27 protein-coding genes are annotated in these 24,197 nt (G+C 45.7%); 26 read left to right on the plus strand and 1 reads right to left on the minus strand.

From position 1 onward, the window contains the following. Positions 1 to 238 precede the first annotated feature (238 nt). The 17 genes from AUL54_RS19225 to fni all read left to right on the plus strand — a co-directional run bounded on the left by AUL54_RS19225 (position 239) and on the right by fni (position 16,077). A complete protein-coding gene (locus AUL54_RS19225; RefSeq protein ID WP_060964872.1) occupies positions 239 to 1,297 on the plus strand; it encodes a YpbB family protein in 1,059 nt (352 codons plus the stop codon). Continuing rightward, complete coding sequence (locus tag AUL54_RS19230) at positions 1,290 to 2,780, plus strand: RecQ family ATP-dependent DNA helicase (RefSeq protein ID WP_060964873.1); 1,491 nt, start codon at positions 1,290 to 1,292, stop codon at positions 2,778 to 2,780. The genes AUL54_RS19225 and AUL54_RS19230 overlap by 8 nt, the downstream gene beginning before the upstream one ends. A 14-nt stretch (positions 2,781 to 2,794) precedes the next feature. Then, on the plus strand, positions 2,795 to 3,382 hold the full coding sequence (locus AUL54_RS19235) for a CPBP family intramembrane glutamic endopeptidase (protein WP_047475711.1): 588 nt from the start codon (positions 2,795 to 2,797) through the stop codon (positions 3,380 to 3,382). After that, a complete protein-coding gene (locus tag AUL54_RS19240) occupies positions 3,360 to 4,136 on the plus strand; it encodes a LysM peptidoglycan-binding domain-containing protein (protein WP_060964874.1) in 777 nt (258 codons plus the stop codon). The genes AUL54_RS19235 and AUL54_RS19240 overlap by 23 nt, the downstream gene beginning before the upstream one ends. 63 nt (positions 4,137 to 4,199) lie before the next feature. Next, positions 4,200 to 4,658, plus strand: a complete 459-nt coding sequence (locus AUL54_RS19245; RefSeq protein WP_060964875.1) for a YpbF family protein — start codon at positions 4,200 to 4,202, stop codon at positions 4,656 to 4,658. 87 nt (positions 4,659 to 4,745) lie between these two features. Further along, positions 4,746 to 5,534, plus strand: a complete 789-nt coding sequence (locus tag AUL54_RS19250; protein ID WP_060964876.1) for a metallophosphoesterase — start codon at positions 4,746 to 4,748, stop codon at positions 5,532 to 5,534. 151 nt (positions 5,535 to 5,685) lie between these two features. Beyond that, positions 5,686 to 6,270 (plus strand): genetic competence negative regulator, encoded by a 585-nt coding sequence (locus AUL54_RS19255; RefSeq protein ID WP_060964877.1) that lies wholly within the window; start codon positions 5,686 to 5,688, stop codon positions 6,268 to 6,270. Positions 6,271 to 6,429: 159 nt separating this feature from the next. After that, on the plus strand, positions 6,430 to 7,704 hold the full coding sequence (gudB, locus tag AUL54_RS19260; protein WP_016939121.1) for an NAD-specific glutamate dehydrogenase: 1,275 nt from the start codon (positions 6,430 to 6,432) through the stop codon (positions 7,702 to 7,704). A 106-nt stretch (positions 7,705 to 7,810) separates the two neighbouring features. Then, positions 7,811 to 8,794 carry a YpdA family putative bacillithiol disulfide reductase gene (locus AUL54_RS19265; RefSeq protein WP_016939120.1) on the plus strand — a complete coding sequence of 328 codons (984 nt, stop codon included), beginning with the start codon at positions 7,811 to 7,813 and terminating at the stop codon, positions 8,792 to 8,794. Positions 8,795 to 8,888: 94 nt separating this feature from the next. Next, a complete protein-coding gene (gene prsW / locus AUL54_RS19270) occupies positions 8,889 to 9,545 on the plus strand; it encodes a glutamic-type intramembrane protease PrsW (protein WP_045925478.1) in 657 nt (218 codons plus the stop codon). Positions 9,546 to 9,675: 130 nt separating this feature from the next. Continuing rightward, positions 9,676 to 10,542 carry a spore cortex-lytic enzyme gene (sleB, locus tag AUL54_RS19275; protein ID WP_060964878.1) on the plus strand — a complete coding sequence of 289 codons (867 nt, stop codon included), beginning with the start codon at positions 9,676 to 9,678 and terminating at the stop codon, positions 10,540 to 10,542. A gap of 24 nt (positions 10,543 to 10,566) precedes the next feature. Then, positions 10,567 to 11,916 (plus strand): germination protein YpeB, encoded by a 1,350-nt coding sequence (ypeB, locus tag AUL54_RS19280; protein WP_060964879.1) that lies wholly within the window; start codon positions 10,567 to 10,569, stop codon positions 11,914 to 11,916. 90 nt (positions 11,917 to 12,006) lie between these two features. Next, positions 12,007 to 12,660, plus strand: coding sequence for a flagellar brake protein (locus tag AUL54_RS19285; protein WP_060964880.1), 654 nt, complete (start codon positions 12,007 to 12,009; stop codon positions 12,658 to 12,660). 46 nt (positions 12,661 to 12,706) lie between these two features. Next, a complete protein-coding gene (locus AUL54_RS21370; protein ID WP_016939115.1) occupies positions 12,707 to 12,883 on the plus strand; it encodes a YpfB family protein in 177 nt (58 codons plus the stop codon). A gap of 78 nt (positions 12,884 to 12,961) precedes the next feature. After that, positions 12,962 to 13,636 (plus strand): (d)CMP kinase, encoded by a 675-nt coding sequence (gene cmk / locus AUL54_RS19290; protein WP_060964881.1) that lies wholly within the window; start codon positions 12,962 to 12,964, stop codon positions 13,634 to 13,636. Between the two features lie 228 nt (positions 13,637 to 13,864). Continuing rightward, positions 13,865 to 15,013, plus strand: a complete 1,149-nt coding sequence (gene rpsA / locus AUL54_RS19295) for a 30S ribosomal protein S1 (protein WP_045925476.1) — start codon at positions 13,865 to 13,867, stop codon at positions 15,011 to 15,013. 14 nt (positions 15,014 to 15,027) lie between these two features. Then, positions 15,028 to 16,077: a type 2 isopentenyl-diphosphate Delta-isomerase gene (gene fni, locus AUL54_RS19300; protein WP_060964882.1), complete on the plus strand. Its 1,050-nt coding sequence runs from the start codon at positions 15,028 to 15,030 to the stop codon at positions 16,075 to 16,077. A gap of 31 nt (positions 16,078 to 16,108) precedes the next feature. On the opposite strand, the gene AUL54_RS20950 is transcribed toward fni, so the two are convergent. Further along, complete coding sequence (locus AUL54_RS20950) at positions 16,109 to 16,240, minus strand: YpzI family protein (protein WP_003153429.1); 132 nt, start codon at positions 16,238 to 16,240, stop codon at positions 16,109 to 16,111. Positions 16,241 to 16,316: 76 nt separating this feature from the next. On the opposite strand from AUL54_RS20950, the gene AUL54_RS19305 reads away from it, so the two are divergent. The 9 genes from AUL54_RS19305 to mtrB all read left to right on the plus strand — a co-directional run bounded on the left by AUL54_RS19305 (position 16,317) and on the right by mtrB (position 24,075). Beyond that, positions 16,317 to 16,919 carry a YphA family membrane protein gene (locus AUL54_RS19305; protein ID WP_060964883.1) on the plus strand — a complete coding sequence of 201 codons (603 nt, stop codon included), beginning with the start codon at positions 16,317 to 16,319 and terminating at the stop codon, positions 16,917 to 16,919. 190 nt (positions 16,920 to 17,109) lie between these two features. Then, positions 17,110 to 18,420 carry a ribosome biogenesis GTPase Der gene (gene der / locus AUL54_RS19310; RefSeq protein WP_016939109.1) on the plus strand — a complete coding sequence of 437 codons (1,311 nt, stop codon included), beginning with the start codon at positions 17,110 to 17,112 and terminating at the stop codon, positions 18,418 to 18,420. Positions 18,421 to 18,437: 17 nt separating this feature from the next. After that, positions 18,438 to 19,475, plus strand: coding sequence for an NAD(P)H-dependent glycerol-3-phosphate dehydrogenase (locus AUL54_RS19315; RefSeq protein ID WP_060964884.1), 1,038 nt, complete (start codon positions 18,438 to 18,440; stop codon positions 19,473 to 19,475). A 318-nt stretch (positions 19,476 to 19,793) separates the two neighbouring features. Beyond that, on the plus strand, positions 19,794 to 19,997 hold the full coding sequence (locus AUL54_RS19320) for a DUF2768 domain-containing protein (RefSeq protein ID WP_003153435.1): 204 nt from the start codon (positions 19,794 to 19,796) through the stop codon (positions 19,995 to 19,997). Positions 19,998 to 20,016: 19 nt separating this feature from the next. Beyond that, the gene (locus AUL54_RS19325) at positions 20,017 to 20,751 is read left to right on the plus strand and encodes a hypothetical protein (RefSeq protein ID WP_060964885.1); all 735 of its coding nucleotides are present in this window, start codon (positions 20,017 to 20,019) and stop codon (positions 20,749 to 20,751) included. A gap of 185 nt (positions 20,752 to 20,936) precedes the next feature. After that, positions 20,937 to 22,415 carry a stage IV sporulation protein A gene (gene spoIVA, locus AUL54_RS19330; RefSeq protein WP_060964886.1) on the plus strand — a complete coding sequence of 493 codons (1,479 nt, stop codon included), beginning with the start codon at positions 20,937 to 20,939 and terminating at the stop codon, positions 22,413 to 22,415. Between the two features lie 374 nt (positions 22,416 to 22,789). Continuing rightward, positions 22,790 to 23,068 (plus strand): non-specific DNA-binding protein Hbs, encoded by a 279-nt coding sequence (gene hbs, locus AUL54_RS19335; RefSeq protein ID WP_003153447.1) that lies wholly within the window; start codon positions 22,790 to 22,792, stop codon positions 23,066 to 23,068. A 186-nt stretch (positions 23,069 to 23,254) separates the two neighbouring features. Then, positions 23,255 to 23,827, plus strand: a complete 573-nt coding sequence (gene folE, locus AUL54_RS19340) for a GTP cyclohydrolase I FolE (protein ID WP_016939106.1) — start codon at positions 23,255 to 23,257, stop codon at positions 23,825 to 23,827. A gap of 20 nt (positions 23,828 to 23,847) precedes the next feature. After that, on the plus strand, positions 23,848 to 24,075 hold the full coding sequence (mtrB, locus tag AUL54_RS19345; protein ID WP_003153449.1) for a trp RNA-binding attenuation protein MtrB: 228 nt from the start codon (positions 23,848 to 23,850) through the stop codon (positions 24,073 to 24,075). Positions 24,076 to 24,197: the final 122 nt, after the last annotated feature.

Genomic DNA, 24,197 nt, shown 5'->3' on the forward strand with positions numbered 1-24,197 from the left:
ACAAATGGTTTACCTTATATATTTTTTAAATATAACACCTATTCCTCTTACTTATTGTAATGATGTTAGTGTCAAATTTCAACAGAAAAATGATTGAGAATGCTTATCACATAAGGGATTCTCTTTAGCACTTCCCCCCAAAAGATGACTTTAAACGTCAAATTTATATGAAAATCTGTTAAAATAAAAAGAACCAAAAAACGAAACTTGTCACAGAAGGAATGTAGGTGTGTTTAGATTGGCGATAAACTACTTTGATACCGTGGTTCTCGACTGTCTGGACAAAATAGACGGCGAACGGACTCCGAGTGCTGTGTTTCATTTATTAAAAGGAAAAAAGTCGTCTCAAACCATTCAGGATGCCGGCTTATTTCAGATTGCTAAATATTTCGGCATGGCTTCTCAGTGTGAACGCGGCGACATTGCGGATTCTATGCATAAACTCGCCGGGGACTCATACATTACAGCCGGAAAAGAAGAGGGAACGTGTAAAGTGACTGCACGCGGCGTTCAAAAGCTCGAACGGGCATTTGCCGAGCGGCCTTGGCCGAAGCATTGTCACGGCGCGAATTATCAAACGCCGGCCGTTACCTTGTGGAAGCGGCTTTCCCTGCTCATTCAAGTCCTGTCAAACAAAGAGCGCCAATGCAGTCAATATATCCCGGTTACAAACGATGTGCAGGCGCTGAGATGGGTCAAACGGTTCATGCGCAAAAACAGAGACGCCAAAGAGCTCTCCGTTCAAATGCATGACGCGCTGTTTCAGCTTCTGCAAGGCGTAAGTGAACGGCAAGCCCTTATTTTTGTCTATTCTTTAACATCTTTCGACAGAATCGGCAAAACGAATAAGCAGCTCGCTTCTCAGCTGAGCGAAGATGAATGGTATGTGTCCGTCCAGTTTTGGGGAGCGGTACATTATGTTATTCAATCGCTTCCGCAATGTGCACATCCGGCTCTAGGCGAGCTGTTGTCCGATTTGCGGGCGGAAAGCGCGCTGACACAGTCTGCCAGAAAAACCTTGGAGCTTTTGGAAAAAGGGTTTCCGATTGAAAGGATCGCCGCGGTCAGAAATTTAAAAACCGCCACCATCGAAGATCATATCGTAGAAATATCACTGCATCAGCCTGCATTTTTTATAGAACAGTACATTTCTGAAGAGGACCAGCGTATGATAACGGCATTTGCAAAACAGCATCAAACGAATAAAATTAAACGGATTCGCGAAGGAATGCAGATGCGCTTCAGCTATTTTCAGATCAGGCTCGCGCTGGCAAAGACGGTGAAACAGCATGACTGAGCTCCATAAAGCTTTATACCGGTATTTTGGTTTGCATTCGTTTAAAAAAGGGCAGGAAGAGATTATGACTAGCGTGCTCCAAAAAAAGGATACGATCGCCATGCTTCCGACCGGCGGGGGAAAATCATTATGCTATCAGCTTCCCGGTTACATAATGGACGGACTCGTGCTGATTATTTCGCCGCTCCTTTCATTAATGGAAGATCAGGTGCAGCAGCTGAAAGCGAAAGGAGAAAAACGGGTTGCGGCATTAAACAGCATGCTGAATGCTGCCGAGCGGCATTTTATTCTCAGCAACATCAGCAGGTACAAATTTCTTTATATGTCCCCTGAAGCCCTCTCGTCACCTTATGTGCTGAACCGTTTGAAAAACGTCCCGGTCAGTTTGTTTGTCATTGATGAGGCTCATTGCATATCAGAATGGGGGCATGATTTCAGGCCTGATTATTCAAAGCTCGGGCCCTTCAGGCAAGCACTCGGCAAGCCGCCTGTATTGGCGCTGACCGCAACAGCGACAAAAGAAACGCTCAGTGATGTGACGGAGGTTCTCGGACTTGAGCATGCAGTGCGCCATCTATATTCTGTCAACCGGCCGAATATTCTTTTGACGGTTGAACATTTGGCTGATAATGCCGAAAAAATTAGCAGGATTATTGAGCTTGCCGAAAAGCTTGAAGGCCCGGGCATCGTGTATTGTCCGACCAGAAAGTGGGCGGAAGAGCTTGCGGCTGAGCTGAACGAAAAAACGGGAAAGCGGACGGATTATTATCATGGAGGGATGGATACAGGCGACAGAATTTTAATCCAGCAGCAATTTATCCATAACCAGCTTGATTGCATTTGCTGCACCAATGCGTTCGGCATGGGTGTGGACAAGTCTGATATCCGCTTTGTCATTCACTTTTATCCTCCCCAAACGGCTGAGGCCTTTATGCAGGAAATCGGCAGAGCGGGACGCGACGGCAGCCCTAGTGTCAGTATTTTGCTGAGAGCGCCTGGCGATACAGAGCTTCAGCAGCAGATTATTCAGACAGAAAGCTTGTCTGATTATGATCTGGAAGGCATTCTGGCCATCATCCGGGACGCCGGTACGAGCGATGAGCGAAAGCTTCGGGACGTTCTTATAAGTAAGGGCGTTCAGGAAACGCAGGCGCGAACGGCCATCCACCTGTATCTGCAGGGAAAAACCACAAAAGAGCAGCTGCAGGAAGAACTGACATATCGCGTGGAAAAGAAGCTGCATAAAATGAACCGCTTTTCGGCGTTATTGGAGCGGAAAGAATGTATAAGAAAAGCGCTGTTGGCTTACTTTGATGAATCGTATGAGCCTGAAGATCAAACAGGACAATGCTGCAGCAGCTGCGGAGTTGATCTGGCCCCGTACGAGCAAAAAGGAGAACGGAAAAACATGGAGCGGTTTGAAGATTGGAAGATGGAATTAGGCCGGATTTTCGGTTTAGAGTCTGCGGGTGAGTTGAGCTGAGACGGCAAAGCGAATTGATCCATCAGCTCTCAGACCGTGAGATTGTCATACAGCTTTATGTTACCCAATTGCTCATATTGGCGGCTTCAGCGGTTATTGGCTTTTTCTTTTTCACTGATGTTCACGATTTTTTAAAGCTTTGGCATATACGTGACGATAAAATCATATGGTACGGTGTAACTCTTGCCGTCCTTGTCATTTTTGCCGATCTGGCGGTGATGAAATGGTGTCCTTCGCATTTATATGATGACGGCGGTATTAATACACTGCTTTTTAAGAACAGGCCGGTTTTGCACATTTTGTTTTTGACGCTTCTCATTTCGTTCAGCGAAGAGATTTTATTCAGAGGCGTCCTGCAGACACATATCGGTTTATGGGCCGCCAGCTTGATTTTCACCGTGCTTCATTTCAGATACTTGGCGAAGTGGCTTCTGTTTATTATGGTTGCGGGCATCAGTCTTTTGCTGGGACTTATTTATGAATGGACCGGCAATTTATTCGTTCCGGTTACAGCGCATTTTATTATTGATGCGGTATTTGCCTGTCAAATCCGTTTTCAATATGTGAGGAGGGGTTTGCATGACGGAAATGTCAAGAGTTGAAAGAAGAAAAGCTCAGCTGCGTGCCGAGCAGCAGGTTGCCGCGGCCGCGGATGAACAAATTGAATATCTTGAAGACAGCCTCCCGACAAGACAATCTGTAAAAGAGGAGCGTAAAAAAAAGGAAGAGCAGGTGAAGGAAAAAACCAAAACAAAAACACCGCTGTTCACTTTCCTGACCGTTCTGTTTATTATTGTGACAATCGGTGTCTTTTTCGGTCTTCTGTATATGACGAACAGCAGCAGATTTGACCCGAAGGATTATGAAGATGTCTTCATAGATCACAGTGAAAGCGCGCCTGCCGTTACTCCGAAAGCGGACGTTCAGAAAGAAACATCCGAAACGGCTCTTTTAAAAGAGCCGGAAAAAAAGTCTGAGGCCAAAGAAAAAAAAGAAACGGCCGCATCTGAAAAAACGAAAAAAAAACCGATTGAAAAAACACCGAAAAAAACGGAAACGGCTTCAGAAAAACAGGTGGTGAAGCCGACAGAAACCGAATATGCGGAGGCCAAACAGCAGTCTCCGCCGGCTGTCCGTGAAAAAGCGGTTCCGGCTGCCGGCAGTGATCAAGCCGGAACCGCCCGGCAAAAAGTGCGGACCGTCCAGCATACTGTACAGCCGAAAGAAACGCTTTACCGCATTTCAATGAAATATTATAAAAGCCGGGCGGGCGAAGAAAAAATCCGCAGCTACAACGGGTTAAACGGAAACGACGTGTATACCGGCCAGGTTCTGAACATTCCGCTGTCCGAATAAATACATATTTTCACCGCGGCTTTCATATAGTGTACCAATGAAAACGGACAAGGTGTGAAGCGCATGGATTCTTTATGGAAGCAATTAGACCGATTTGCTGACGGACCGACGAAACAAATGCTTCAGGCACTGGTTAAAAGGAAATTAAAATACGAAAATTATGCCGTGCAATGCCGAAGATGGCAGTGGGCGTCCCTCGTTTGCTTTTCCCTGATGTGCGTACTGCTGATTTTTAAAAGCTTTAATGCCCCCCAAGCTTCTCCGCAGCTGATTCTGCAGGAAATATTAGGCCATACGGTTTATTTGTGCTGGATTATGGCTTCCGCTTTTGCGTATTGCACTTCTTATTATTTTAAAAAAAAGGAAGAAAAAGCTGAGGGAGAATTTCATAAACTGAGATGTGAAATTATCCAAAAAAGCACGGATTTATGGCCTCAGCCGGAAAAATGGCGGGCGAGAGAATCCGTTTTTCACTTGATGAAACATCGGTATGATATCAATCTTTATTTTGAAAGCAAATAAAAAGAGGCGTTTTCCGGAAAGGATAGAAACGTCTTTTTTTGTTTGTCCGTCTAATGTAAGACAATGACAGAATGGAGAGTGCATTTTATGAAGCTTACAGCGGGAATTCTCGGTTCATTGGCAGGAGCGGCTGCAGTTATGGCGGCCGTCATGTACAAAACGGCAAACGGCAGCCATCTGAAAACACATACATTTACGCTTGATAAAATGAAAGGGATGGAGCCGCTCACCATCTTCTTTATATCTGACGTGCACCGCCGTTTAATTGATGAAAAGCTTCTCTGGGAAGCATCGGTCTATAAGCCGGATGCGGTTTTACTCGGCGGTGATTTGGCGGAGGGCGGAGTTCCTTACGCCAGAATTGAAGAAAACATCAAGCGTCTGACGGCTCTTGCGCCTGTCATTTATGTGTGGGGAAATAATGATTACGAGGTCAGCCAGCAAAAATTGCTCTCTCTTTTACGGGCATATAAAGTGATCCCGCTGAGAAATGAATCGGTTCAGTTTGCTTATAAAGGGGAAACCGTTACGATCTGCGGCGTGGATGATATCCGGATGATGATGGATGATTACGAATCTGCGGTCAGACATACGGATGCAAACCAAGTAAATCTCCTGCTTTGCCATAACCCGGAAATCCATGAGCAGATGAATGAGTCTGACGGAATTGATGCCGTGTTCAGCGGCCATACGCACGGCGGCCAAATCCGTTTCGGCCGGTTCGGGCCGTATGAGTTGGGCGGGACGGGCACGGTAAAAAAAGCGCATTACCTGATCAGCAACGGCTACGGCACGACAAAAGTTCCGCTGAGGCTCGGAGCGAAACCGGAGACGCATATCATTACGCTGTGCGGCCCTGATGAGCCGTTTTCCTGAGACAAACCCGGCCGTTCCGATAAAAAACGGCATTCTGCTTGTCTTCCCGCTGTACACGGTGTAAACTGATAACAAATTAAGAACCTATGACTCATTTATTCATATACTGTGTTATATGATTTGTGTGCAAGAAGAGGCAGGAGGGAACATTATGCGGCTTGAGCGTCTGAACTATAATAAGATTAAAATCTTTTTAACCCTCGACGATCTCACTGATCGGGGATTGACAAAAGAAGACCTCTGGAAGGACTCGTTTAAAGTCCACCAGTTATTTAAAGATATGATGAATGAAGCAAATACAGAGCTCGGCTTTGAAGCGAATGGTCCGATCGCGGTGGAAGTATATTCTCTTCAGGCACAAGGCATGGTTGTGATTGTAACGAAAAATCATGACGCGGACGCAGAAGATGACGAATATGACGATGATTATATCGAGATGCAGGTCAAACTTGACGAAAGCCCGGATATTATTTATCAGTTCCATTCGTTTGAAGATATCATTCAGCTTGCCGGGAGCCTTCATCGCATCGGGATTACCGGCGGAACCGTCTACCACTATGAGAACCAATACTATGTAAGTCTTGAAGATCTCGGCTCCCGTTCTGCCGAAGGCGTTGTCTCGGTGCTGGCCGAATACGGGCATCCGGCGACAATCACGATCTACAGGCTCCATGAATACGGAAAACTCATCATGGACGGCAATGCTGTAGAGACCATCCAGAAACATTTTTCATAAAAAAGATGAAACGGCTGCTGTTTTCAGCGGCCGTTTTTTTTTGAGCGAAATTATGGAAAAAATCATTGTCTTTCTCCTATGCACGGAGATATTGAAGGTGTATACTAGTCACTGAAAGGGAGCATGAGAGAAACAGAAGATTTTAGGAGGTTAACTCAAATGGCAGCCGATCGATTCACCGGTCATAATGAAGAAGACAAACATGATGTATTAAAATCAACCCAAACCGTAATACATAAAGCTCTGGAAAAATTGGGGTATCCAGAAGAAGTGTATGAACTGCTGAAAGAGCCGCTCAGGTTATTAACGGTTAAAATTCCGGTTCGGATGGATGACGGGTCTGTGAAAATATTTACAGGCTATCGTGCGCAGCACAATGATTCCGTAGGTCCGACAAAAGGCGGTATTCGTTTTCACCCGAATGTAACTGAAAAAGAGGTGAAAGCACTTTCTATCTGGATGAGTTTAAAATGCGGCATTATTGATCTTCCTTATGGCGGTGGTAAAGGCGGAATTGTTTGTGATCCGAGAAATATGTCATTCAGAGAGCTTGAAAGACTGAGCAGAGGATACGTCAGAGCAATCAGCCAGATTGTCGGACCGACTAAAGACGTCCCGGCGCCTGACGTATTTACAAACTCGCAGATTATGGCTTGGATGATGGATGAATATTCACGAATTGATGAATTTAACTCACCCGGCTTTATTACGGGAAAACCGCTTGTACTCGGCGGATCCCACGGCAGGGAATCAGCTACGGCAAAAGGCGTCACCATCTGCATTAAAGAAGCGGCCAAGAAAAAAGGCCTCGATATTCAGAACGCGCGCGTCGTCGTACAAGGTTTCGGAAACGCGGGCAGCTATCTGGCAAAATTTATGCATGACGCCGGCGCGAAAGTTGTCGGAATTTCTGACGCGTACGGAGGTCTTTACGATCCGGACGGTCTTGATATTGATTATCTGCTTGACCGCAGAGACAGCTTCGGCACAGTGACGAAGCTCTTCAATGACACCATTACGAATCAGGAGCTGCTTGAGCTTGACTGTGATATACTGGTCCCGGCAGCGATCGAAAACCAAATTACAGAAGAAAACGCTGACCGCATCAAAGCGAAAATCGTAGTAGAAGCGGCAAACGGACCGACGACACTGGAAGGAACGAAAATCCTGACAGACAAAGGAACGCTGCTGGTTCCCGATGTTCTGGCGAGTGCCGGCGGTGTAACGGTTTCTTATTTCGAATGGGTTCAAAATAACCAGGGCTTCTACTGGAGTGAAGAAGAAGTCGAAGAAAAACTGGAAAATATGATGGTAAAATCGTTTAATAATATTTATGAAATGTCCCAAAACCGCCGGATTGACATGAGGCTTGCGGCTTATATGGTCGGCGTGCGGAAAATGGCGGAGGCTTCGCGTTTCAGAGGCTGGATATAAACCAATCGTTTGCATAAACAAAAAAAATCTCCTATGATAATATAGGAGATTTTTTATATGAGTGGAAACTTATGATGGAAATGCCAAATCGCAGGAGTTGAAGGACATGACAGAAGAAAAAGCAATTATAATAGGCGGAGGTCCTTGCGGATTATCGGCGGCTATACATCTGAAGCAAATTGGCGTAAACGCCCTTGTGATTGAAAAAGGAAATGTCGTAAACAGCATTTATCACTATCCGACACATCAAACTTTTTTCAGTTCAAGTGAAAAACTGGAGATCGGCGATGTCGCCTTTATAACGGAAAACAGAAAACCGGTCCGAATACAGGCTCTCTCGTATTACAGAGAGGTTGTCAGAAGAAAAGAGCTTCGTGTAAACGCCTTTGAAACGGTGGAGCGAGTGACCAAACAAGAAGACGGCCGTTTTCTTGTCGAAACGTCAAAAGACCGCTATCTCACTCCGTTTTGTATTATCGCGACAGGATATTATGATCATCCGAATTATATGAACATACCGGGTGAAGAGCTTCCTAAGGTATTTCATTACTTTAAAGAAGGCCATCCTTATTTTGATAAAGATGTCGCGGTGATCGGCGGGAAAAACTCGAGTGTAGATGCGGCTTTGGAATTGGTGAAGTCCGGCGCGCGCGTTACGGTGCTCTACAGAGGAAACGAGTACTCCCCGAGCATCAAGCCGTGGATTCTGCCTGAGTTTGAGGCCCTCGTCAGAAACGGAACAATCCGGATGGAATTCGGCGCTTGTCTTGAAGAAGTGACGGAAGATGAGATCATTTTCCGCTCCGGCAGGAATGAGACGGTCAGGCTGAAAAACGATTTCGTATTTGCCATGACAGGATATCATCCCGATCACGGATTTCTTGAAAAAATCGGTGTGCAGATTGATGCAGAATCAGGCCGGCCGTTTTTCCGGGAAGAAACGATGGAAACAAATGTTGATGGTGTTTTTATTGCCGGGGTTATTGCAGCGGGAAATAACGCCAATGAAATTTTTATCGAGAACGGCCGTTTTCACGGCGGCTTGATCGCAAACGAAATTTCAAAACGGCTGGGTGCAGAGAGCATATGATCATTCATATGCTCTTTTTTAGAAATTGGAAGATGTAAAAATATAAACAACATGGTACGATAGATATAGGAATATACAGGAAAGAGGTTGCCTGATGTTTGCAATCATCTCTGCAGGAATTGCTCCCGGCATTGCGCTGTTAAGTTATTTTTATTTAAAAGATCAATATGATAATGAACCCGTACATATGGTGCTGAGGTCTTTTTTTCTCGGAGTTGTACTTGTGTTTCCGACCATGTTCATCCAGTATGTTCTTGAAAAAGAGCATGTAGGGGGAGGAAGCTTTTTCGTTTCGTTTTTGTCTTCGGGCTTCTTGGAAGAGTCGGTGAAATGGTTTGTTCTGATGATCAGTGTGTACCCGCATGCTCATTTTGATGAGCATTATGACGGAATCGTTTACGGGGCAAGTGTGTCATTAGGCTTTGCGACGCTTGAAAATATCCTTTATTTATTCGGCCACGGTGTTGAGCATGCTTTCATCAGGGCGATTCTGCCGGTCTCCTGCCACGCGCTGATCGGGGTGATCATGGGGTTTTATCTCGGAAAAGCCCGCTTTTCGCAGAAAAAAGCCCGTGTGAAGTGGCTAGTGATTTCACTGGTCGTGCCTTCATGTCTGCACGGTTCTTACGATTTTATTCTTACCGCCCTCAATCATTGGGTATATTATATGCTGCCGTTTATGCTGTTTTTATGGTGGTTCGGGCTGAGGAAGGCAAAAAAAGCACGTTCCGTCAATATAATCCAAGTGTGAAGAAACCGCGCGCCGTGTGCGGTTTCTTTTTTATGCCTTGACAGGGGATAAGAAGGAAACGTGCATAAAAATAACCTCGTGACAGACAATACGGATACACTTTAAATTTTGCTGGAGGAGGCTTGAAAAGATGAAGTGTAAAGGAGCGCTTATGGCTTGTCTTATTCTATTTTCATTCGCCGCCGCTATTTTCGATCATGAAACGGCCCATGCGTTTTCAAATCAAGTGATTCAAAGAGGCGCAACGGGTGATGATGTTATAGAATTGCAGGCCCGTCTGCAATATAACGGATTTTATAACGGAAAAATCGATGGTGTTTACGGCTGGACGACATACTGGGCCGTACGGAATTTTCAGGAGAAATTCGGCATGAAGCCGGTTGACGGCCTCGTCGGCGCGAAAACCAAGCAGGTGCTGATTTCAAAATCAAAATACTACCGCGAATATGTAATGGAGCAGATTCAAAAAGGAAATACGTTCACCCATTATGGCAACGTTCCTTTAAAAAACCAAACGAAACCGTCAGCCGGCGCCCAGAAACCTGCTGGAACGAATAAGCCCGCTCAAAAACCGCAAAACAATACAGGCGGTCAGTCAAATCAAAAGCAAAATACGACAGCGGCCAATATGCCGGGCGGTTTCTCAAACAACGACATCAATCTTCTGGCGCAGGCTGTGTACGGGGAAGCGCGCGGTGAGCCGTTTGAAGGACAGGTTGCCATCGCCGCTGTTATTTTAAACCGTATTAAAAGCCCGTTATTTCCGAATACGGTGGCCGGCGTCATTTTCGAACCGCTCGCGTTTACCGCTGTTGCCGACGGCCAAATATATATGCAGCCGAATGAAAGAGCAAAAGAAGCGGTTCTTGATGCGATTAACGGCTGGGACCCTTCTGAAAACGCGCTTTATTATTTCAATCCTGATACGGCGACAAGCAAATGGATTTGGGGACGTCCGCAGATTAAACAGATCGGAAAACACATTTTCTGTGAGTAAAAGTACGAAAAATGAGGTGTTAACATGATTAGAGGAATCATTATCGCTGTTCTCGGTGTCGCGATCGCCGCAACCGGGTATTGGGGATATAAAGAGCATCAGGAAAAAGATGCGGTCCTTCTGCATGCGGAAAATAATTATCAGAGGGCATTTCATGAACTGACGTACCATGTAGATCAGCTTCACGACAAAATCGGGACGACGCTTGCAATGAACAGTAAAAAATCTCTGTCTCCGGCGCTCATTGATGTATGGAGAATAACATCTGAAGCTCATAACAATGTGAGCCAGCTGCCGCTGACTCTCATGCCTTTTAATAAGACGGAGGAGTTTTTATCCAATATAGGAGATTTCAGCTATAAAACATCCGTCAGGGATTTAGATCAAAAACCGCTCGATAAGAAAGAATATACAACACTGAACAGCCTGTACAAACAGGCGGAGAACATTCAAAACCAGCTGCGCAGCGTTCAGCATCTCGTCATGAGCAAAAATCTGCGGTGGATGGATGTTGAGATGGCGCTCGCCTCTGACAAAAAACAAAGCGATAATACGATCGTCGACAGCTTTAAAACAGTCGAAAAAAATGTAGGCGCTTTTTCTGAAGACAGCACCAGCCCTACGTTTACAAGCGCAAACACAGAACGAAAAGGTTTTACGCATCTGAAAGGAAAACAAATTACGGAAAAAGAAGCGGTTAAAATCGCGCAACGGTTTGCGCCTGATCATAATTATTCCATTAAAGTGGTCAAAAGCGGCCGGAAGACGAATCGGGACGTGTACAGCATCCGCATGAAAGATGCCGACAGCAAGTCTTTTATCTATATGGATATTACCCAAAAAGGCGGACATCCGGTCTATTTAATTCAAAAGCGGGGCGTGAAGAAACAAAAGATCAGCCTCAATGAAGCATCTAACCGGGCCATCGCGTTTTTAAAGAAAAACGGTTATGAAACAAAAAATCTCGAAATTGATGAAAGCGCGCAATATAACAACGTCGGCGTCTTCTCTTTTATTCCCGTTGAGAAAAACGTCCGTATTTATCCGGAAGCCATCCGGATGAAGGTGGCGCTGGATGACGGTGAAGTCGTCGGTTTCTCCGCGCGTGATTATTTGGCGGCGCACCGCACGAGAACAATTCCGGCTCCGGCTTTATCGGCTGATGAAGCGAAAGCGAAGCTGAATAAAAATGTTGAAGTCCGGGAGACGCGGCAGGCACTGATCACGAATGAACTTGGCCAGGAAGTGCTTTGCTACGAAATGCTCGGGACGATCGGGAAAGACACATATCAAATGTTCATCAATGCGGACGACGGAAAAGAAGAAAAAATAGAAAAATTAAAAAGTGCAGAACCTATATATAAAGACCTATAAAAATAAAGGAGGAAAGGACTAAAAGTCTTTTCCTTTTTTTCATTACATGCTTTAATAAAAGCATAAATAATGAAAGAGTGAAGGCCCACGATAGCTGTCGGAGATTATATTTGGATTGAATACATAGAGAACAATGAGTTCAAAAAAGCGAGGAGCAAAGCAGCCAGTGTTGAAAGCGGTGAACTGTACATCTCATATCCCGTCGATCTGGATACGGGACGGACGGTCTTTTTGCACAAAGGGTTGGAGATAACAGCGGAATTTATGGGGAACGGCCAAGTGCCTTATCAATTTAAAAGCATAATCAAAGGAAAGAAAAAAGATCCCGTCCCGATGATCGGACTGGATATTCCCCCTAAGGAAGAAATGAAGCGGATTCAAAGACGCCGGTACGTCCGTGCAGACGCTGTATTGGATGTAGCCGTCAAAATGGAAGCCGAAAAAAACGCCTTTCAAATGGTTTCTTCTAATATGAGCGCCGGCGGAATTGCAGTTGTGCTGCCTGAACATATTTCCGCGGAACCGGGTGAAAAGCTGTATGTTTCGTTCTCTCTTTCCGAAAAGGAAAATACAGCGGATATAACGGCCGAGGCCGTTACCCAGCGGGTTTTTTATGATGAAAAAGCGGCGAAACGAAAAATGACGCTTGAATTTACAGACATCGACCCCGCGTCTCATCAGCATATACTCCGACACTGTATGCGCGCGCAGCTGCAGCAGAGAAGAAACAGTCTGCCGGAATAAACTGCAGCGCACTTTTCCATACTAATCCTAATGGAGGTGCGCGTGTATGAAAACATTTGAACGTCTGCTGGTCAAATTGGTCTGCATTCAGCTCGTTATTTTGGGCGCGGTACAATTTTTGCTTCATTATCAGCCTATTGAACCTTATATTTCGAAAGCTGTGAAATATGAAGGAGTGGATAAAATGGAGAAAAAAGAATGGATTGAAACGGTAAAGCGGTAAATCGTCTCAATTTTTTCGCCCCTTTTCGGACAGTTCATGATACAATCCATAGAGGAGTAAAGAGCAAGGAGAGAGATTATGGACAAGAAATTATCAATTGCAATCGACGGTCCGGCGGCTGCCGGAAAAAGCACCGTTGCTAAAATAGTGGCTGAGAAAAAATCATATGTGTACATTGACACGGGAGCAATGTATCGTGCCATTACATATATGGCGCTCAAGCAAAATGCCGATTTAACGGATGAAGCCGCGCTTACAGAGCTTTTGAAGCGTACGGAAATTGAGCTTGTATCCGCTCCGGAAGGACAAATCGTTCTGGTAAACGGTGAAGATGTAACAGAAGAAATCCGAAAAGACGAAGTCAGCAACCAAGTATCAATCGCCGCCAAGCATAAAGGCGTCAGAGAAGAAATGGTGAAAAGACAGCAGCAGCTCGGAGAAAAAGGCGGCGTCGTCATGGACGGCCGTGATATCGGAACTCACGTGCTGCCTGATGCGGAAGTGAAAATTTTCCTTTTGGCGTCCGTAGAAGAAAGAGCGAAGCGCCGATATGAAGAGAATAAGAAAAAGGGCTATGACGTGAATTACGAGACGCTCATTGAAGAAATTGCAAGACGCGATAAACTCGATTCAGAGAGGGAAGTTTCCCCGCTGCGCAAAGCGGACGACGCGGTTGAAATCGATACGACGTCACTGAGCATTCCTGAGGTCGCAGGAAAAATTTTGGAGATCGTTGAACAGAAATCACGTTAACATCGGGCGGAGCTCATTTTAATTTTTTTCAAAAGACAAGATGTTATTGCTTGACAAACCAGTCCTTTTATTAGAAGTTAATACTAATAAAACTTTTTATTGATCATTCAAAATCTTTTTTTGGATGATTCTTTAATACATATTCGGCTGAAAAGCGGACATTCACATGTTCAGCTTTCAAACCGTTTTAATTAAGCTGTGTAGGTTTGGACCAAGGAGGTTATTCAAATGACAGAGGAAATGAATCAAATTGATGTTCAAGTGCCAGAGGTTGGAGATGTAGTAAAAGGGATTGTGACAAAGGTAGAGGACAAGCATGTAGATGTCGAAATTATCAATGTCAAACAATCCGGGATCATTCCAATCAGTGAATTATCAAGTCTTCATGTAGAGAAAGCATCGGATGTCGTAAAAGTTGACGACGAGCTTGACCTGAAAGTAACAAAAGTGGAAGACGATGCTTTGATTTTATCTAAACGTGCCGTTGATGCTGACCGCGCTTGGGAAGACCTTGAAAAAAAATTCGAAACAAAAGAAGTGTTTGAAGCTGAAGTGAAAGATGTGGTGAAAGGCGGTCTCGTCGTTGATATCGGCGTTCGCGGCTTTATTCCCGCATCACTTGTCGAAGCTCATTTCGTCGAGGATTTCACTGACTATAAAGGGAAAACTCTCTCTCTTATCGTCGTTGAACTTGACCGTGATAAAAACCGTGTGATTCTTTCACACCGGGCTGTGGTGGAAAAAGAACAGACAGCCAAAAAGCACGATTTTCTCCAAACGCTTGAAGTTGGAAGCGTGCTAGAAGGAAAAGTGCAGCGCCTGACTGATTTCGGCGCGTTTGTCGACATCGGCGGAATCGACGGACTTGTTCATATTTCGCAGCTGTCGCATTCACACGTCGAAAAACCGTCTGACGTCGTGGAAGAGGGACAGGACGTAAAAGTGAAAGTATTGTCCGTAGACCGCGATAACGAGCGCATTTCTTTATCTATTAAAGAAACGCTGCCGGGACCTTGGAGCCAGATCGGCGAAAAGGTGAAGCAGGGAGATGTGCTTGAAGGAAAAGTGCAGCGCCTTGTAAGCTTCGGCGCTTTTGTGGAAATTCTTCCCGGCGTGGAAGGACTTGTGCACATTTCGCAAATTTCCAATAAACATATCGGAACGCCGCATGAAGTGCTTGAAGAAGGACAGACTGTTAAAGTGAAAGTCCTGGACGTTAACGAAAGCGAAGAACGGATCTCCTTAAGCATGCGTGAGCTTGAAGAAGCGCCGAAAGCCGATCAAGAGGACTTCCGTCAATACCAGGCGAAAGAAGAGCCGAGCACAGGCTTCCAGCTTGGCGATTTAATCGGGGACAAGCTTAATAAATTAAAATAAATTGGTGATAAAACGTGACACGAGCAGAACGCAAAAGAGAACATATAAATCATGCGCTGTCTATCGGCCAGAGCCGGGAAACGGGGTTTGATGATATTACGTTTGTTCATGTCAGCCTGCCAGACCTTGCATTGGAAAAAGTGGATATCTCAACGAAAATCGGCGGACTCACAAGCAGTTCGCCGATTTTTATCAATGCGATGACAGGCGGCGGCGGACAGCTTACATACGAAATTAACAGGTCACTGGCAAGAGCCGCGCGCAAAGCCGGCATGCCGCTGGCTGTCGGTTCGCAAATGTCGGCACTGAAAGATCCCGCTGAACGGTATTCCTACGAAATCGTCAGAAAAGAGAATCCAGACGGTTTAGTATTTGCGAATTTAGGCAGCGAGGCGGACGCCGAGCAGGCGAAAAGGGCAGTTGATATGATTGAAGCAGACGCCCTCCAGATTCATTTGAATGTGATTCAGGAGATCATCATGCCTGAGGGAGACAGAAGCTTTACGGGCGCCCTCAGCCGCATTGAGCGGATTGCCGATGGAGCGGGAGTGCCCGTTTTTGTCAAAGAAGTCGGCTTCGGCATGAGCAGGGAATCGGCACGGCGGTTATTTGATGCCGGGGCGGCGGCCGTTGATGCCGGCGGATACGGCGGGACAAATTTCTCTAAAATTGAAAATCTGCGCAGAGAGAAGGCGCTTCAATTTTTTAACACGTGGGGAATTTCTGCAGCCGCAAGTTTAGCTGAAATCCGTTCGCTTTCCGCTGATCAATCCGTTATCGCATCCGGAGGGCTGCAAAGTGCGCTGGATGTCGCCAAATCGATTGCTCTCGGCGCTTGCTGCGCGGGAATGGCGGGCACATTCCTGAAAGCTCTCGCCTCAAAAGGAGAAGAGGGTCTTTTTGACGAGATGACGGCGCTTTTACAAGAGCTCAAAATGATTATGACCGTCCTTGGGTGTCAAACGGTCGCCCAATTGCAAAAGGCGCCTTTGGTCATAAAAGGTGACACACATCACTGGCTTTCTGAACGGGGAATTGACACATCCCGTTTCAGCAGACGTTAAAAGGCATGCGGACCCGCATGCCTTTTTTGCTTTACGATTTTCTTTTTCGGAATTCCCCGTTTTGCTCGAGGCTTGTCGCTCCTTTATGGTGAATCGAATCGTCGCGGTCCGATTCCACCCGGCGGGAGGCTTTCAGTTTTTTCTCCTGTCTGTCTTTTCCCATCATCATCCGCTCCTTTCAGGATAATTGGTTTAAAAAATGCGTTCCCGCTCCATACTGATCAAAGGAGGAGCGATTTATGGAACCGTTTTATTATTACTGGTCGATGTGGTTTTTATGGATACTTGCGACTTTTATTTTTGCCAAAACGAAAAGCCGTTTTTACGTATCAGTCTTTATTTTGACTAATATGATGGCAAGCATACATCAGATGACCGCTTATTTTACACTGAACGCGGCATATGTCATGTTTTTTGCTGCGGCATTTGTTTACGCGGGGAGCCTCGGCATGCATAAGCGGCTCCGTAATGTCCTGATTCATCTGACGGCTGCTGCAGCGTACGGCTTTATCTTTCTTTTTGCATTATATGATCCCGTTTGGTTTATCATAAAACCTGAGTGGGCGGCTGTCATACTGCTTACCGTTATCGCGGTTTCTGTTGAGGGGCGATTTCCTGAGAGGCTTTGTCTTTTTGTTCTCGGCATGTGCCAGGGAGAGTTATTGTATTCGGCGGTCATTCACAAAATTGCAGGCGCGGCAGCCGTCGGCGGCTATCAATGGCTTTCAGGCTGCTCGGCGGGAGTGATTCTGCTTATCGGGCTGACTACCTATGAACAGCTTGCCGCACGCATCAGCCAAAAAAGCAAAAAGCAGGGCAAAGGGGCCACCAAAATGTCTTGAAAACGGACGGAGACTGTTGTATGAATGCGAAACATTTCGAAGAATACATTGTGATCTCGGTGAAAACTGATATAATAAATGAGTTAAGCCCTTCTGTTTGAAGGGTTCTTTTCATAGCGAAGATGATTTTAATAACCGGTTGAACAATTTTTGTGAAAATGTAAGCGGCTGGATTGAAAGGAAGGGTACTATGGGTAAACCTGTCGTAGCCATTGTCGGAAGACCGAATGTGGGAAAATCCACAATCTTTAACCGGATTGCGGGTGAAAGAATTTCAATAGTAGAAGATACCCCGGGAGTGACGCGGGACCGGATATACAGTTCGGCGGAATGGCTGAATTATGATTTTAACCTGATTGACACGGGCGGAATTGACATCGGAGACGAACCGTTTCTGACACAGATCCGCCAGCAGGCCGAAATCGCCATGGACGAGGCTGATGTGATCATCTTTATGGTGAACGGCCGCGAAGGTGTGACGTCTGCGGATGAAGAAGTGGCAAAAATATTGTACCGGACGAAAAAACCGGTCGTATTAGCCGTTAATAAATTAGATAATACCGAAATGAGAGCGAACATCTATGACTTTTACGCGCTCGGTTTTGGAGAGCCTTATCCGATTTCCGGTACTCACGGTTTGGGATTGGGAGATTTGCTCGATGCTTGTGCCGAGCATTTTAAAAACATTCCCGAAACGAAGTATAATGATGATGTCGTTCAATTCTGCCTGATCGGCCGTCCGAATGTCGGAAAATCCTCTCTTGTCAATGCGATGCTCGGCGAAGAGCGGGTTATCGTGAGCAACGTGGCGGGAACGACGAGAGACGCTGTGGATACGGCATTCACTTATAACCAGCAGGAATTTGTGATTGTTGACACGGCGGGCATGAGAAAAAAGGGAAAAGTATATGAAACAACAGAAAAATACAGCGTGCTTCGGGCATTAAAAGCCATTGACCGCTCAGACGTCGTCGGCGTGGTACTGAACGCTGAAGAAGGCATCCTTGAGCAGGACAAGCGGATCGCCGGATATGCCCATGAAGCAGGAAAAGCCGTCGTCATCGTTGTAAACAAATGGGATGCCGTTGATAAAGACGAACGCACGATGAAAGAATTTGAACAGAATATACGGGAGCATTTCCAATTTCTCGATTATGCGCCGGTACTGTTCATGTCGGCACTGACGACAAAGCGGATTCATACACTCATGCCTGCGATTATTAAAGCGAGTGAAAACCACTCTCTCCGCGTGCAGACAAATGTCTTAAATGACGTCATCATGGATGCGGTCGCCATGAATCCGACTCCGACGCACAATGGCTCCCGTCTGAAAATTTATTATGCGACTCAAGTCGCTGTTAAGCCGCCGAGCTTCGTTGTTTTTGTCAACGATCCGGAACTGATGCATTTTTCTTATGAACGCTTTTTAGAAAACCGAATCCGTGATGCTTTCGGATTTGAAGGTACGCCAATTAAAATATTTGCAAGAGCAAGAAAATAAAAAGGTGTGATACAGAGATGAAAAAAGTGGCAATGCTTGGAGCGGGAAGCTGGGGCACTGCACTTTCTTTAGTGCTGGCTGATAACGGACATCAAGTCATGATGTGGGGACACCGTGCCGAATTGATCGATCAAATCAACGGACTGCATGAAAACAAAGATTATCTGCCGGGGGTGGAGCTGTCAAGCTCTATCATCGGCACAGCTGATTTAAGCGAGGCTTTAAAAGGAGCTGACTTCATCATTGTGGCGGTTCCGACAAAAGCCATTCGGGAAGTGTTGAAAAAGGCTCTGCCTTACATCCCGAAACAGTCGATCTTTGTTCATGTCAGCAAAGGAATTGAGCCGGATTCGCTTCTCCGCATTTCTGAATTAATGGAAGAGGAGCTGCCTGAGGAGTACAGAAAAGACATCGTCGTGCTTTCAGGGCCGAGCCACGCTGAGGAAGTCGGATTGAGACACCCGACGACTGTTACATCATCTTCAAAAAATATCGAGGCTGCAGAAGCGGTTCAGGATCTATTTATGAACCGGCATTTCCGTGTCTATACCAATCCGGATATGATCGGCGTTGAAATAGGGGGAGCGTTAAAGAACATCATCGCTCTGGCAGCGGGAATTACAGACGGATTGGGATACGGAGATAACGCAAAAGCGGCCCTGATCACCCGCGGTCTCGCTGAAATCGCCAGACTCGGCACAAAGATGGGCGGAAATCCTCTCACCTTTTCCGGCCTGACTGGCGTAGGCGACTTAATCGTGACGTGTACGAGCGTCCATTCCCGCAATTGGCGCGCCGGCAACCTGCTCGGCAAAGGGTACAAGCTGGAGGCTGTCCTTGACAAGATGGGAATGGTTGTTGAAGGCGTGCGGACGACGAAAGCGGCGTATCAGCTTTCTCAGAAATACCAAGTGAAAATGCCGATTACAGAGGCGCTTCACCAAGTGTTATTTAACGGGCAGAAGGTAGAAACAGCCGTAGAATCCTTAATGGCCAGAGTGAAAACCCATGAGATGGAAGACTTGGTCAACACATTCGAAAACCGGGTGAAGTGACAATAACATGCCGTCTGCATATTCTGAAATGACGAAAGTCCAAAACGCGGAACTCTCCGGCTGAAATCGCTTAAAACATTTGCTGATTTAGGCAGAAGAGGATGCAGACGTACGCATCTACGCATACTATAGCATCGAAGTCCAAGAGAGTGTATCTCAGACGTATAGGTGAATATAGTCAACTTGACTGAAGCAAAGTCCCCCTCTTTGCTTCAGTTTTTTTGTTTTTTCAATAGATGGAAAACCTGTTGATCTTTTCAACATTTGTATATTAAAATGAAATATAACGCTTACAATGATGGGACGGGGGGCACGGACGTGAGTGTGGCATTGATGAAAATGTGGTTTGCGCTTGGTGCTATGGGATTAATGTTTGTTGCGGTGGCCTCTATTTATGTCAGCAGGTACAAAGTGAAAAACAAGCTGATCAAAGCAGCAGTTTCTTCGCTCGCTTATGCCTGCATGGTCATCTCAGGATTGATCGTGTTAATGGTCGTTTTCAGCGGGCCTGTCAATGAATAAGCAAAAAAGGGGGCGCGGCATGCATAAGATAAAAATGGCCGTCATAACGGCATTTGCGGTGCTTCTGCTGTCCGGCTGTCTGTATCCTGAAGCGGAAAAAACCGAAAATAAAGTATCTTACAAGCATCAGCTTCAGCAGGTTCAAGCGGCAGTGGATGAGTTTAAAAAGGCGAACGGCGGACTTCTGCCGATTCAGACAAAAGATATGAAAACACCGATCTATCAAAAATATCCGATAGATTTTAAGCGGCTCGCGCCCAGATATATAGAGGAGCCGCCGGCATCAGCTTTTGAAAGAGGAGGAATGTACCAATACGTGCTTGTCGATGTGGAAAATAAGCCGACCGTGAAGCTGATCGATCTCCAAATGGCGGAGGCAATCCGCGACATGAAGCTGCGTGTTAAAATGTATCAGGAAAAACATACATATCCGCCCTATGAGGACGCCGTTTCAAAAGGGCTGTTCACTTTAAATAAAAAAAAGCTCGGCATGAAAGACACTCCTTCAGTCAAAAGTCCGGTTTCAGGCACGTCTCTTCCGCTTTTAATCGGCGCTGACGGAGAAATCTATGCCGACTATCGCGTCGATCTCGCCCGCTGCCTGAAAGAAAACAAAAAGAAAATCAGACCGGGCGCGGAAATTCAGGATATTTTATGGAAAGAGACGCCTTTCGTCCCGGCCTTTTCAGTCACATACACCGTAAATGAAAAACAGGAACCCGTTTTTTTAGAAAGTAAAACGAAACAGGAATGAACCTTTCTCCCGCGCATACAAATAGGGAGAAAGGTTTTTTTGATTCCGATAGAAAAGATTGCCTGAAAATTTTCTAAAGATGTCATATTGAAATAGGACAACGTCATACACATATAGTGTCCTGTATTTGATTGAAGAATGGTGAATGAAAAATGATAAGGATAGGAAGTCCGGGAGGGGATCACTTGGAAAAGGTCGATATTTTCAAGGATATCGCTGAACGAACAGGAGGCGATATATACTTAGGAGTCGTCGGCGCTGTCCGTACAGGGAAATCTACATTTATTAAAAAATTTATGGAGCTTGTGGTGCTCCCGAATATCAGCAATGAAGCCGACCGAGCGCGGGCGCAGGATGAGCTTCCGCAAAGCGCAGCAGGAAAAACGATTATGACCACAGAACCAAAATTTGTTCCGAATCAAGCCATGTCCGTACATGTGGCGGAAGGGCTTGACGTCAATATCCGTCTTGTGGATTGTGTGGGATACACGGTTCCCGGTGCGAAGGGATATGAAGATGAAAACGGCCCGAGAATGATCAATACACCATGGTACGAAGAACCGATTCCCTTTCATGAAGCGGCGGAGATCGGTACGAGAAAAGTCATCCAGGAACATTCCACAATCGGGGTCGTCATTACGACGGACGGCTCAATCGGTGATATTGCGCGGGGCGATTATGTAGAAGCGGAAGAAAGAGTCATTGACGAGCTGAAGGAAGTCGGCAAACCGTTTATTATGGTCATCAACTCGGTGAAGCCGTACCACCCGGAAACAGAAGCGCTCAGAGTTGAATTAAGCGCGAAATATGATATCCCCGTTCTCGCCATGAGTGTTGAAAGCATGAGGGAAACAGATGTGTTAAGCGTTCTCAGAGAAGCGCTTTACGAGTTCCCTGTGCTGGAAGTGAATGTCAACCTTCCGAGCTGGGTCATGGTGCTGAAAGAAAATCACTGGCTCAGAGAGAGTTACCAGGAATCAGTGAAAGAAACCGTAAAAGATATCAAACGACTGCGCGACGTCGACCGGGTTGTCGGCCACTTCAGTGAATTTGAGTTTATTGAAAGCGCCGGATTGGCCGGAATTGAACTTGGCCAGGGTGTCGCAGAAATTGATTTATACGCGCCGGATCATTTATACGACCAGATTTTAAAAGAAGTAGTGGGCGTCGAAATCCGCGGGAAAGACCACCTGCTTGAATTAATGCAGGACTTCGCCCACGCGAAAAAGGAATATGATCAGGTTTCAGACGCGCTGAAAATGGTGAAACAGACCGGCTACGGCATTGCAGCCCCGGCCTTAACGGATATGAGCCTTGATGAACCGGAAATCATCAGACAGGGATCAAGATTCGGAGTAAGGCTGAAAGCGGTCGCCCCGTCCATTCATATGATCAAAGTGGATGTGGAAAGTGAATTCGCGCCGATCATCGGGACGGAAAAGCAAAGCGAAGAGCTTGTCCGCTACTTAATGCAGGACTTTGAGGATGATCCGCTTTCGATCTGGAACTCCGATATTTTCGGAAGATCATTGAGCTCGATCGTAAGAGAGGGAATCTCGGCGAAACTGTCGCTTATGCCGGAAAATGCGAGATATAAACTGAAAGAAACGCTTGAGAGAATTATAAACGAAGGTTCAGGCGGCCTGATCGCCATTATTTTGTAAGCTGAAGGACCTCTTCCTGAAACGGGGGGTCTTTTTTTGTCTTTTTAGATACTGGAAATCAATCAAGGATTAGGAGGAAAAAAGCAAAAAAAGGAATATTTGTTCGGTAAAACACGCGAAAACCTTGACGAGCAAGGGATTGGGGCTTTAAAATGCTTGATATGGCTTTTTATATGTGTTACTCTACTTACAGAAAATCTTCACTTTGTTGGACAAACATTCCTCAAAGTGTCTGTTTTCTTTTGAAAAGCCGTTTACTTGTCTGTTCTTCCCTGCTTTGATTTTTTATTAAGACAGGTTTAGAATCAGGCTGAACTGTGAAGAAATGATAATAAACTGCTGAATTGATACCCTTTTGGGAGGAGGTGAAAGGCATGAACAAGACAGAACTAATCAATGCGGTTGCAGAAGCAAGCGAATTGTCTAAAAAAGACGCTACAAAAGCAGTTGATTCTGTTTTTGATACGATTTTAGATGCACTTAAAAATGGTGATAAAATCCAACTGATCGGTTTCGGTAACTTTGAGGTGCGCGAGCGTTCTGCACGTAAAGGACGTAACCCGCAAACAGGTGAAGAGATCGAAATCCCTGCAAGCAAGGTACCTGCTTTCAAACCAGGTAAAGCTCTTAAAGACGCTGTTGCAGGAAAATAATTGTGAATATAGATCGTGTATGCATCTGATACATACACTTTGTTTCTTCACAGAAAAGCCCCTTGATAAAGGGGCTTTTCATATTTAAGCAGCCTCGGTCTCCGGGCAGGACTTTCGTTTTGCTTTTGGCGCGCCAAATGTGCTAGAATCGAAATTAAATGTATTCAATGGTGGAGGACACAGACAATGAAAGAAGTTAATAAAGAACAGATTGAACAGGCAGTTCGCCAGATTTTAGAGGCGATAGGAGAAGACCCGGACCGGGAAGGTCTTTTAGATACACCGAAACGTGTGGCGAAAATGTACGCGGAAGTATTCTCGGGGTTAAATGAAGACCCGAAAGAGCATTTCAAAACCGTTTTCGGCGAGGACCACGAGGAGCTTGTTCTTGTAAAAGATATCGCGTTTCATTCTATGTGTGAACATCATCTTGTTCCTTTTTACGGAAAAGCGCATATTGCCTACATTCCGCGCGGCGGTAAAGTGACAGGCCTGAGTAAATTGGCGCGTGCAGTGGAAGCCGTTTCAAAACGCCCGCAGCTGCAGGAGCGCATTACTTCAACGATTGCAGAAAGCATCGTAGACACCTTAGATCCCCACGGCGTCATGGTTGTCGTTGAAGCTGAGCATATGTGCATGACGATGAGAGGCGTAAGAAAGCCGGGGGCAAAAACGGTAACTTCCGCTGTAAGAGGTATTTTTAAAGATGACGCTGCGGCGCGTTCCGAAGTGTTAGAACATATTAAACGTGCGGATTAATTATGATAGAGGGTGCAGATATGAATTCAAAGCATTCAAGTGATTTTGTCGTCATTAAAGCGGTCGAGGACGGTGTGAACGTCATCGGTTTAACAAGAGGAACGGATACGAAATTCCACCATTCTGAAAAGCTGGACAAAGGTGAAGTGATTATCGCTCAGTTTACAGAGCATACTTCAGCCATCAAAGTGAGAGGCAACGCCCTCATCCAGACCGCTTACGGAGAAATGAACAGCGAAAAAAAATAAGCCGGCTGTTTCCCGCTTTTGCCAAATGCCCGCAAACGGCGGGAGAATACAGCCAATTTCTTTTTTTTATGCTATAATGATACCTGCGTATAATAATGACGAGTAAATCTCATACATATTAG

It is taken from the genome of Bacillus sp. SDLI1 (assembly GCF_001553895.1).
GTDB classification, from domain to species: domain Bacteria; phylum Bacillota; class Bacilli; order Bacillales; family Bacillaceae; genus Bacillus; species Bacillus siamensis.

What these genes read in the sequence shown, in the direction of transcription:
- AUL54_RS19230 (WP_060964873.1), top strand. Translation starts at nt 1,290, where the DNA reads ATGACTGAGCTCCATAAAGCTTTATACCGGTATTTTGGTTTGCATTCG.
- sleB (WP_060964878.1), top strand. Translation starts at nt 9,676, where the DNA reads ATGAAGTGTAAAGGAGCGCTTATGGCTTGTCTTATTCTATTTTCATTC.
- cmk (WP_060964881.1), top strand. Translation starts at nt 12,962, where the DNA reads ATGGACAAGAAATTATCAATTGCAATCGACGGTCCGGCGGCTGCCGGA.
- mtrB (WP_003153449.1), top strand. Translation starts at nt 23,848, where the DNA reads ATGAATTCAAAGCATTCAAGTGATTTTGTCGTCATTAAAGCGGTCGAG.
- AUL54_RS21370 (WP_016939115.1), top strand. Translation starts at nt 12,707, where the DNA reads ATGAAAACATTTGAACGTCTGCTGGTCAAATTGGTCTGCATTCAGCTC.
- AUL54_RS19305 (WP_060964883.1), top strand. Translation starts at nt 16,317, where the DNA reads ATGGAACCGTTTTATTATTACTGGTCGATGTGGTTTTTATGGATACTT.
- ypeB (WP_060964879.1), top strand. Translation starts at nt 10,567, where the DNA reads ATGATTAGAGGAATCATTATCGCTGTTCTCGGTGTCGCGATCGCCGCA.
- AUL54_RS19265 (WP_016939120.1), top strand. Translation starts at nt 7,811, where the DNA reads ATGACAGAAGAAAAAGCAATTATAATAGGCGGAGGTCCTTGCGGATTA.
- AUL54_RS19255 (WP_060964877.1), top strand. Translation starts at nt 5,686, where the DNA reads ATGCGGCTTGAGCGTCTGAACTATAATAAGATTAAAATCTTTTTAACC.
- der (WP_016939109.1), top strand. Translation starts at nt 17,110, where the DNA reads ATGGGTAAACCTGTCGTAGCCATTGTCGGAAGACCGAATGTGGGAAAA.
- AUL54_RS19315 (WP_060964884.1), top strand. Translation starts at nt 18,438, where the DNA reads ATGAAAAAAGTGGCAATGCTTGGAGCGGGAAGCTGGGGCACTGCACTT.
- gudB (WP_016939121.1), top strand. Translation starts at nt 6,430, where the DNA reads ATGGCAGCCGATCGATTCACCGGTCATAATGAAGAAGACAAACATGAT.
- rpsA (WP_045925476.1), top strand. Translation starts at nt 13,865, where the DNA reads ATGACAGAGGAAATGAATCAAATTGATGTTCAAGTGCCAGAGGTTGGA.
- hbs (WP_003153447.1), top strand. Translation starts at nt 22,790, where the DNA reads ATGAACAAGACAGAACTAATCAATGCGGTTGCAGAAGCAAGCGAATTG.
- AUL54_RS19240 (WP_060964874.1), top strand. Translation starts at nt 3,360, where the DNA reads ATGACGGAAATGTCAAGAGTTGAAAGAAGAAAAGCTCAGCTGCGTGCC.
- AUL54_RS19245 (WP_060964875.1), top strand. Translation starts at nt 4,200, where the DNA reads ATGGATTCTTTATGGAAGCAATTAGACCGATTTGCTGACGGACCGACG.
- prsW (WP_045925478.1), top strand. Translation starts at nt 8,889, where the DNA reads ATGTTTGCAATCATCTCTGCAGGAATTGCTCCCGGCATTGCGCTGTTA.
- folE (WP_016939106.1), top strand. Translation starts at nt 23,255, where the DNA reads ATGAAAGAAGTTAATAAAGAACAGATTGAACAGGCAGTTCGCCAGATT.
- AUL54_RS20950 (WP_003153429.1), bottom strand. Translation starts at nt 16,240, where the DNA reads ATGGGAAAAGACAGACAGGAGAAAAAACTGAAAGCCTCCCGCCGGGTG.
- AUL54_RS19325 (WP_060964885.1), top strand. Translation starts at nt 20,017, where the DNA reads ATGCATAAGATAAAAATGGCCGTCATAACGGCATTTGCGGTGCTTCTG.
- AUL54_RS19250 (WP_060964876.1), top strand. Translation starts at nt 4,746, where the DNA reads ATGAAGCTTACAGCGGGAATTCTCGGTTCATTGGCAGGAGCGGCTGCA.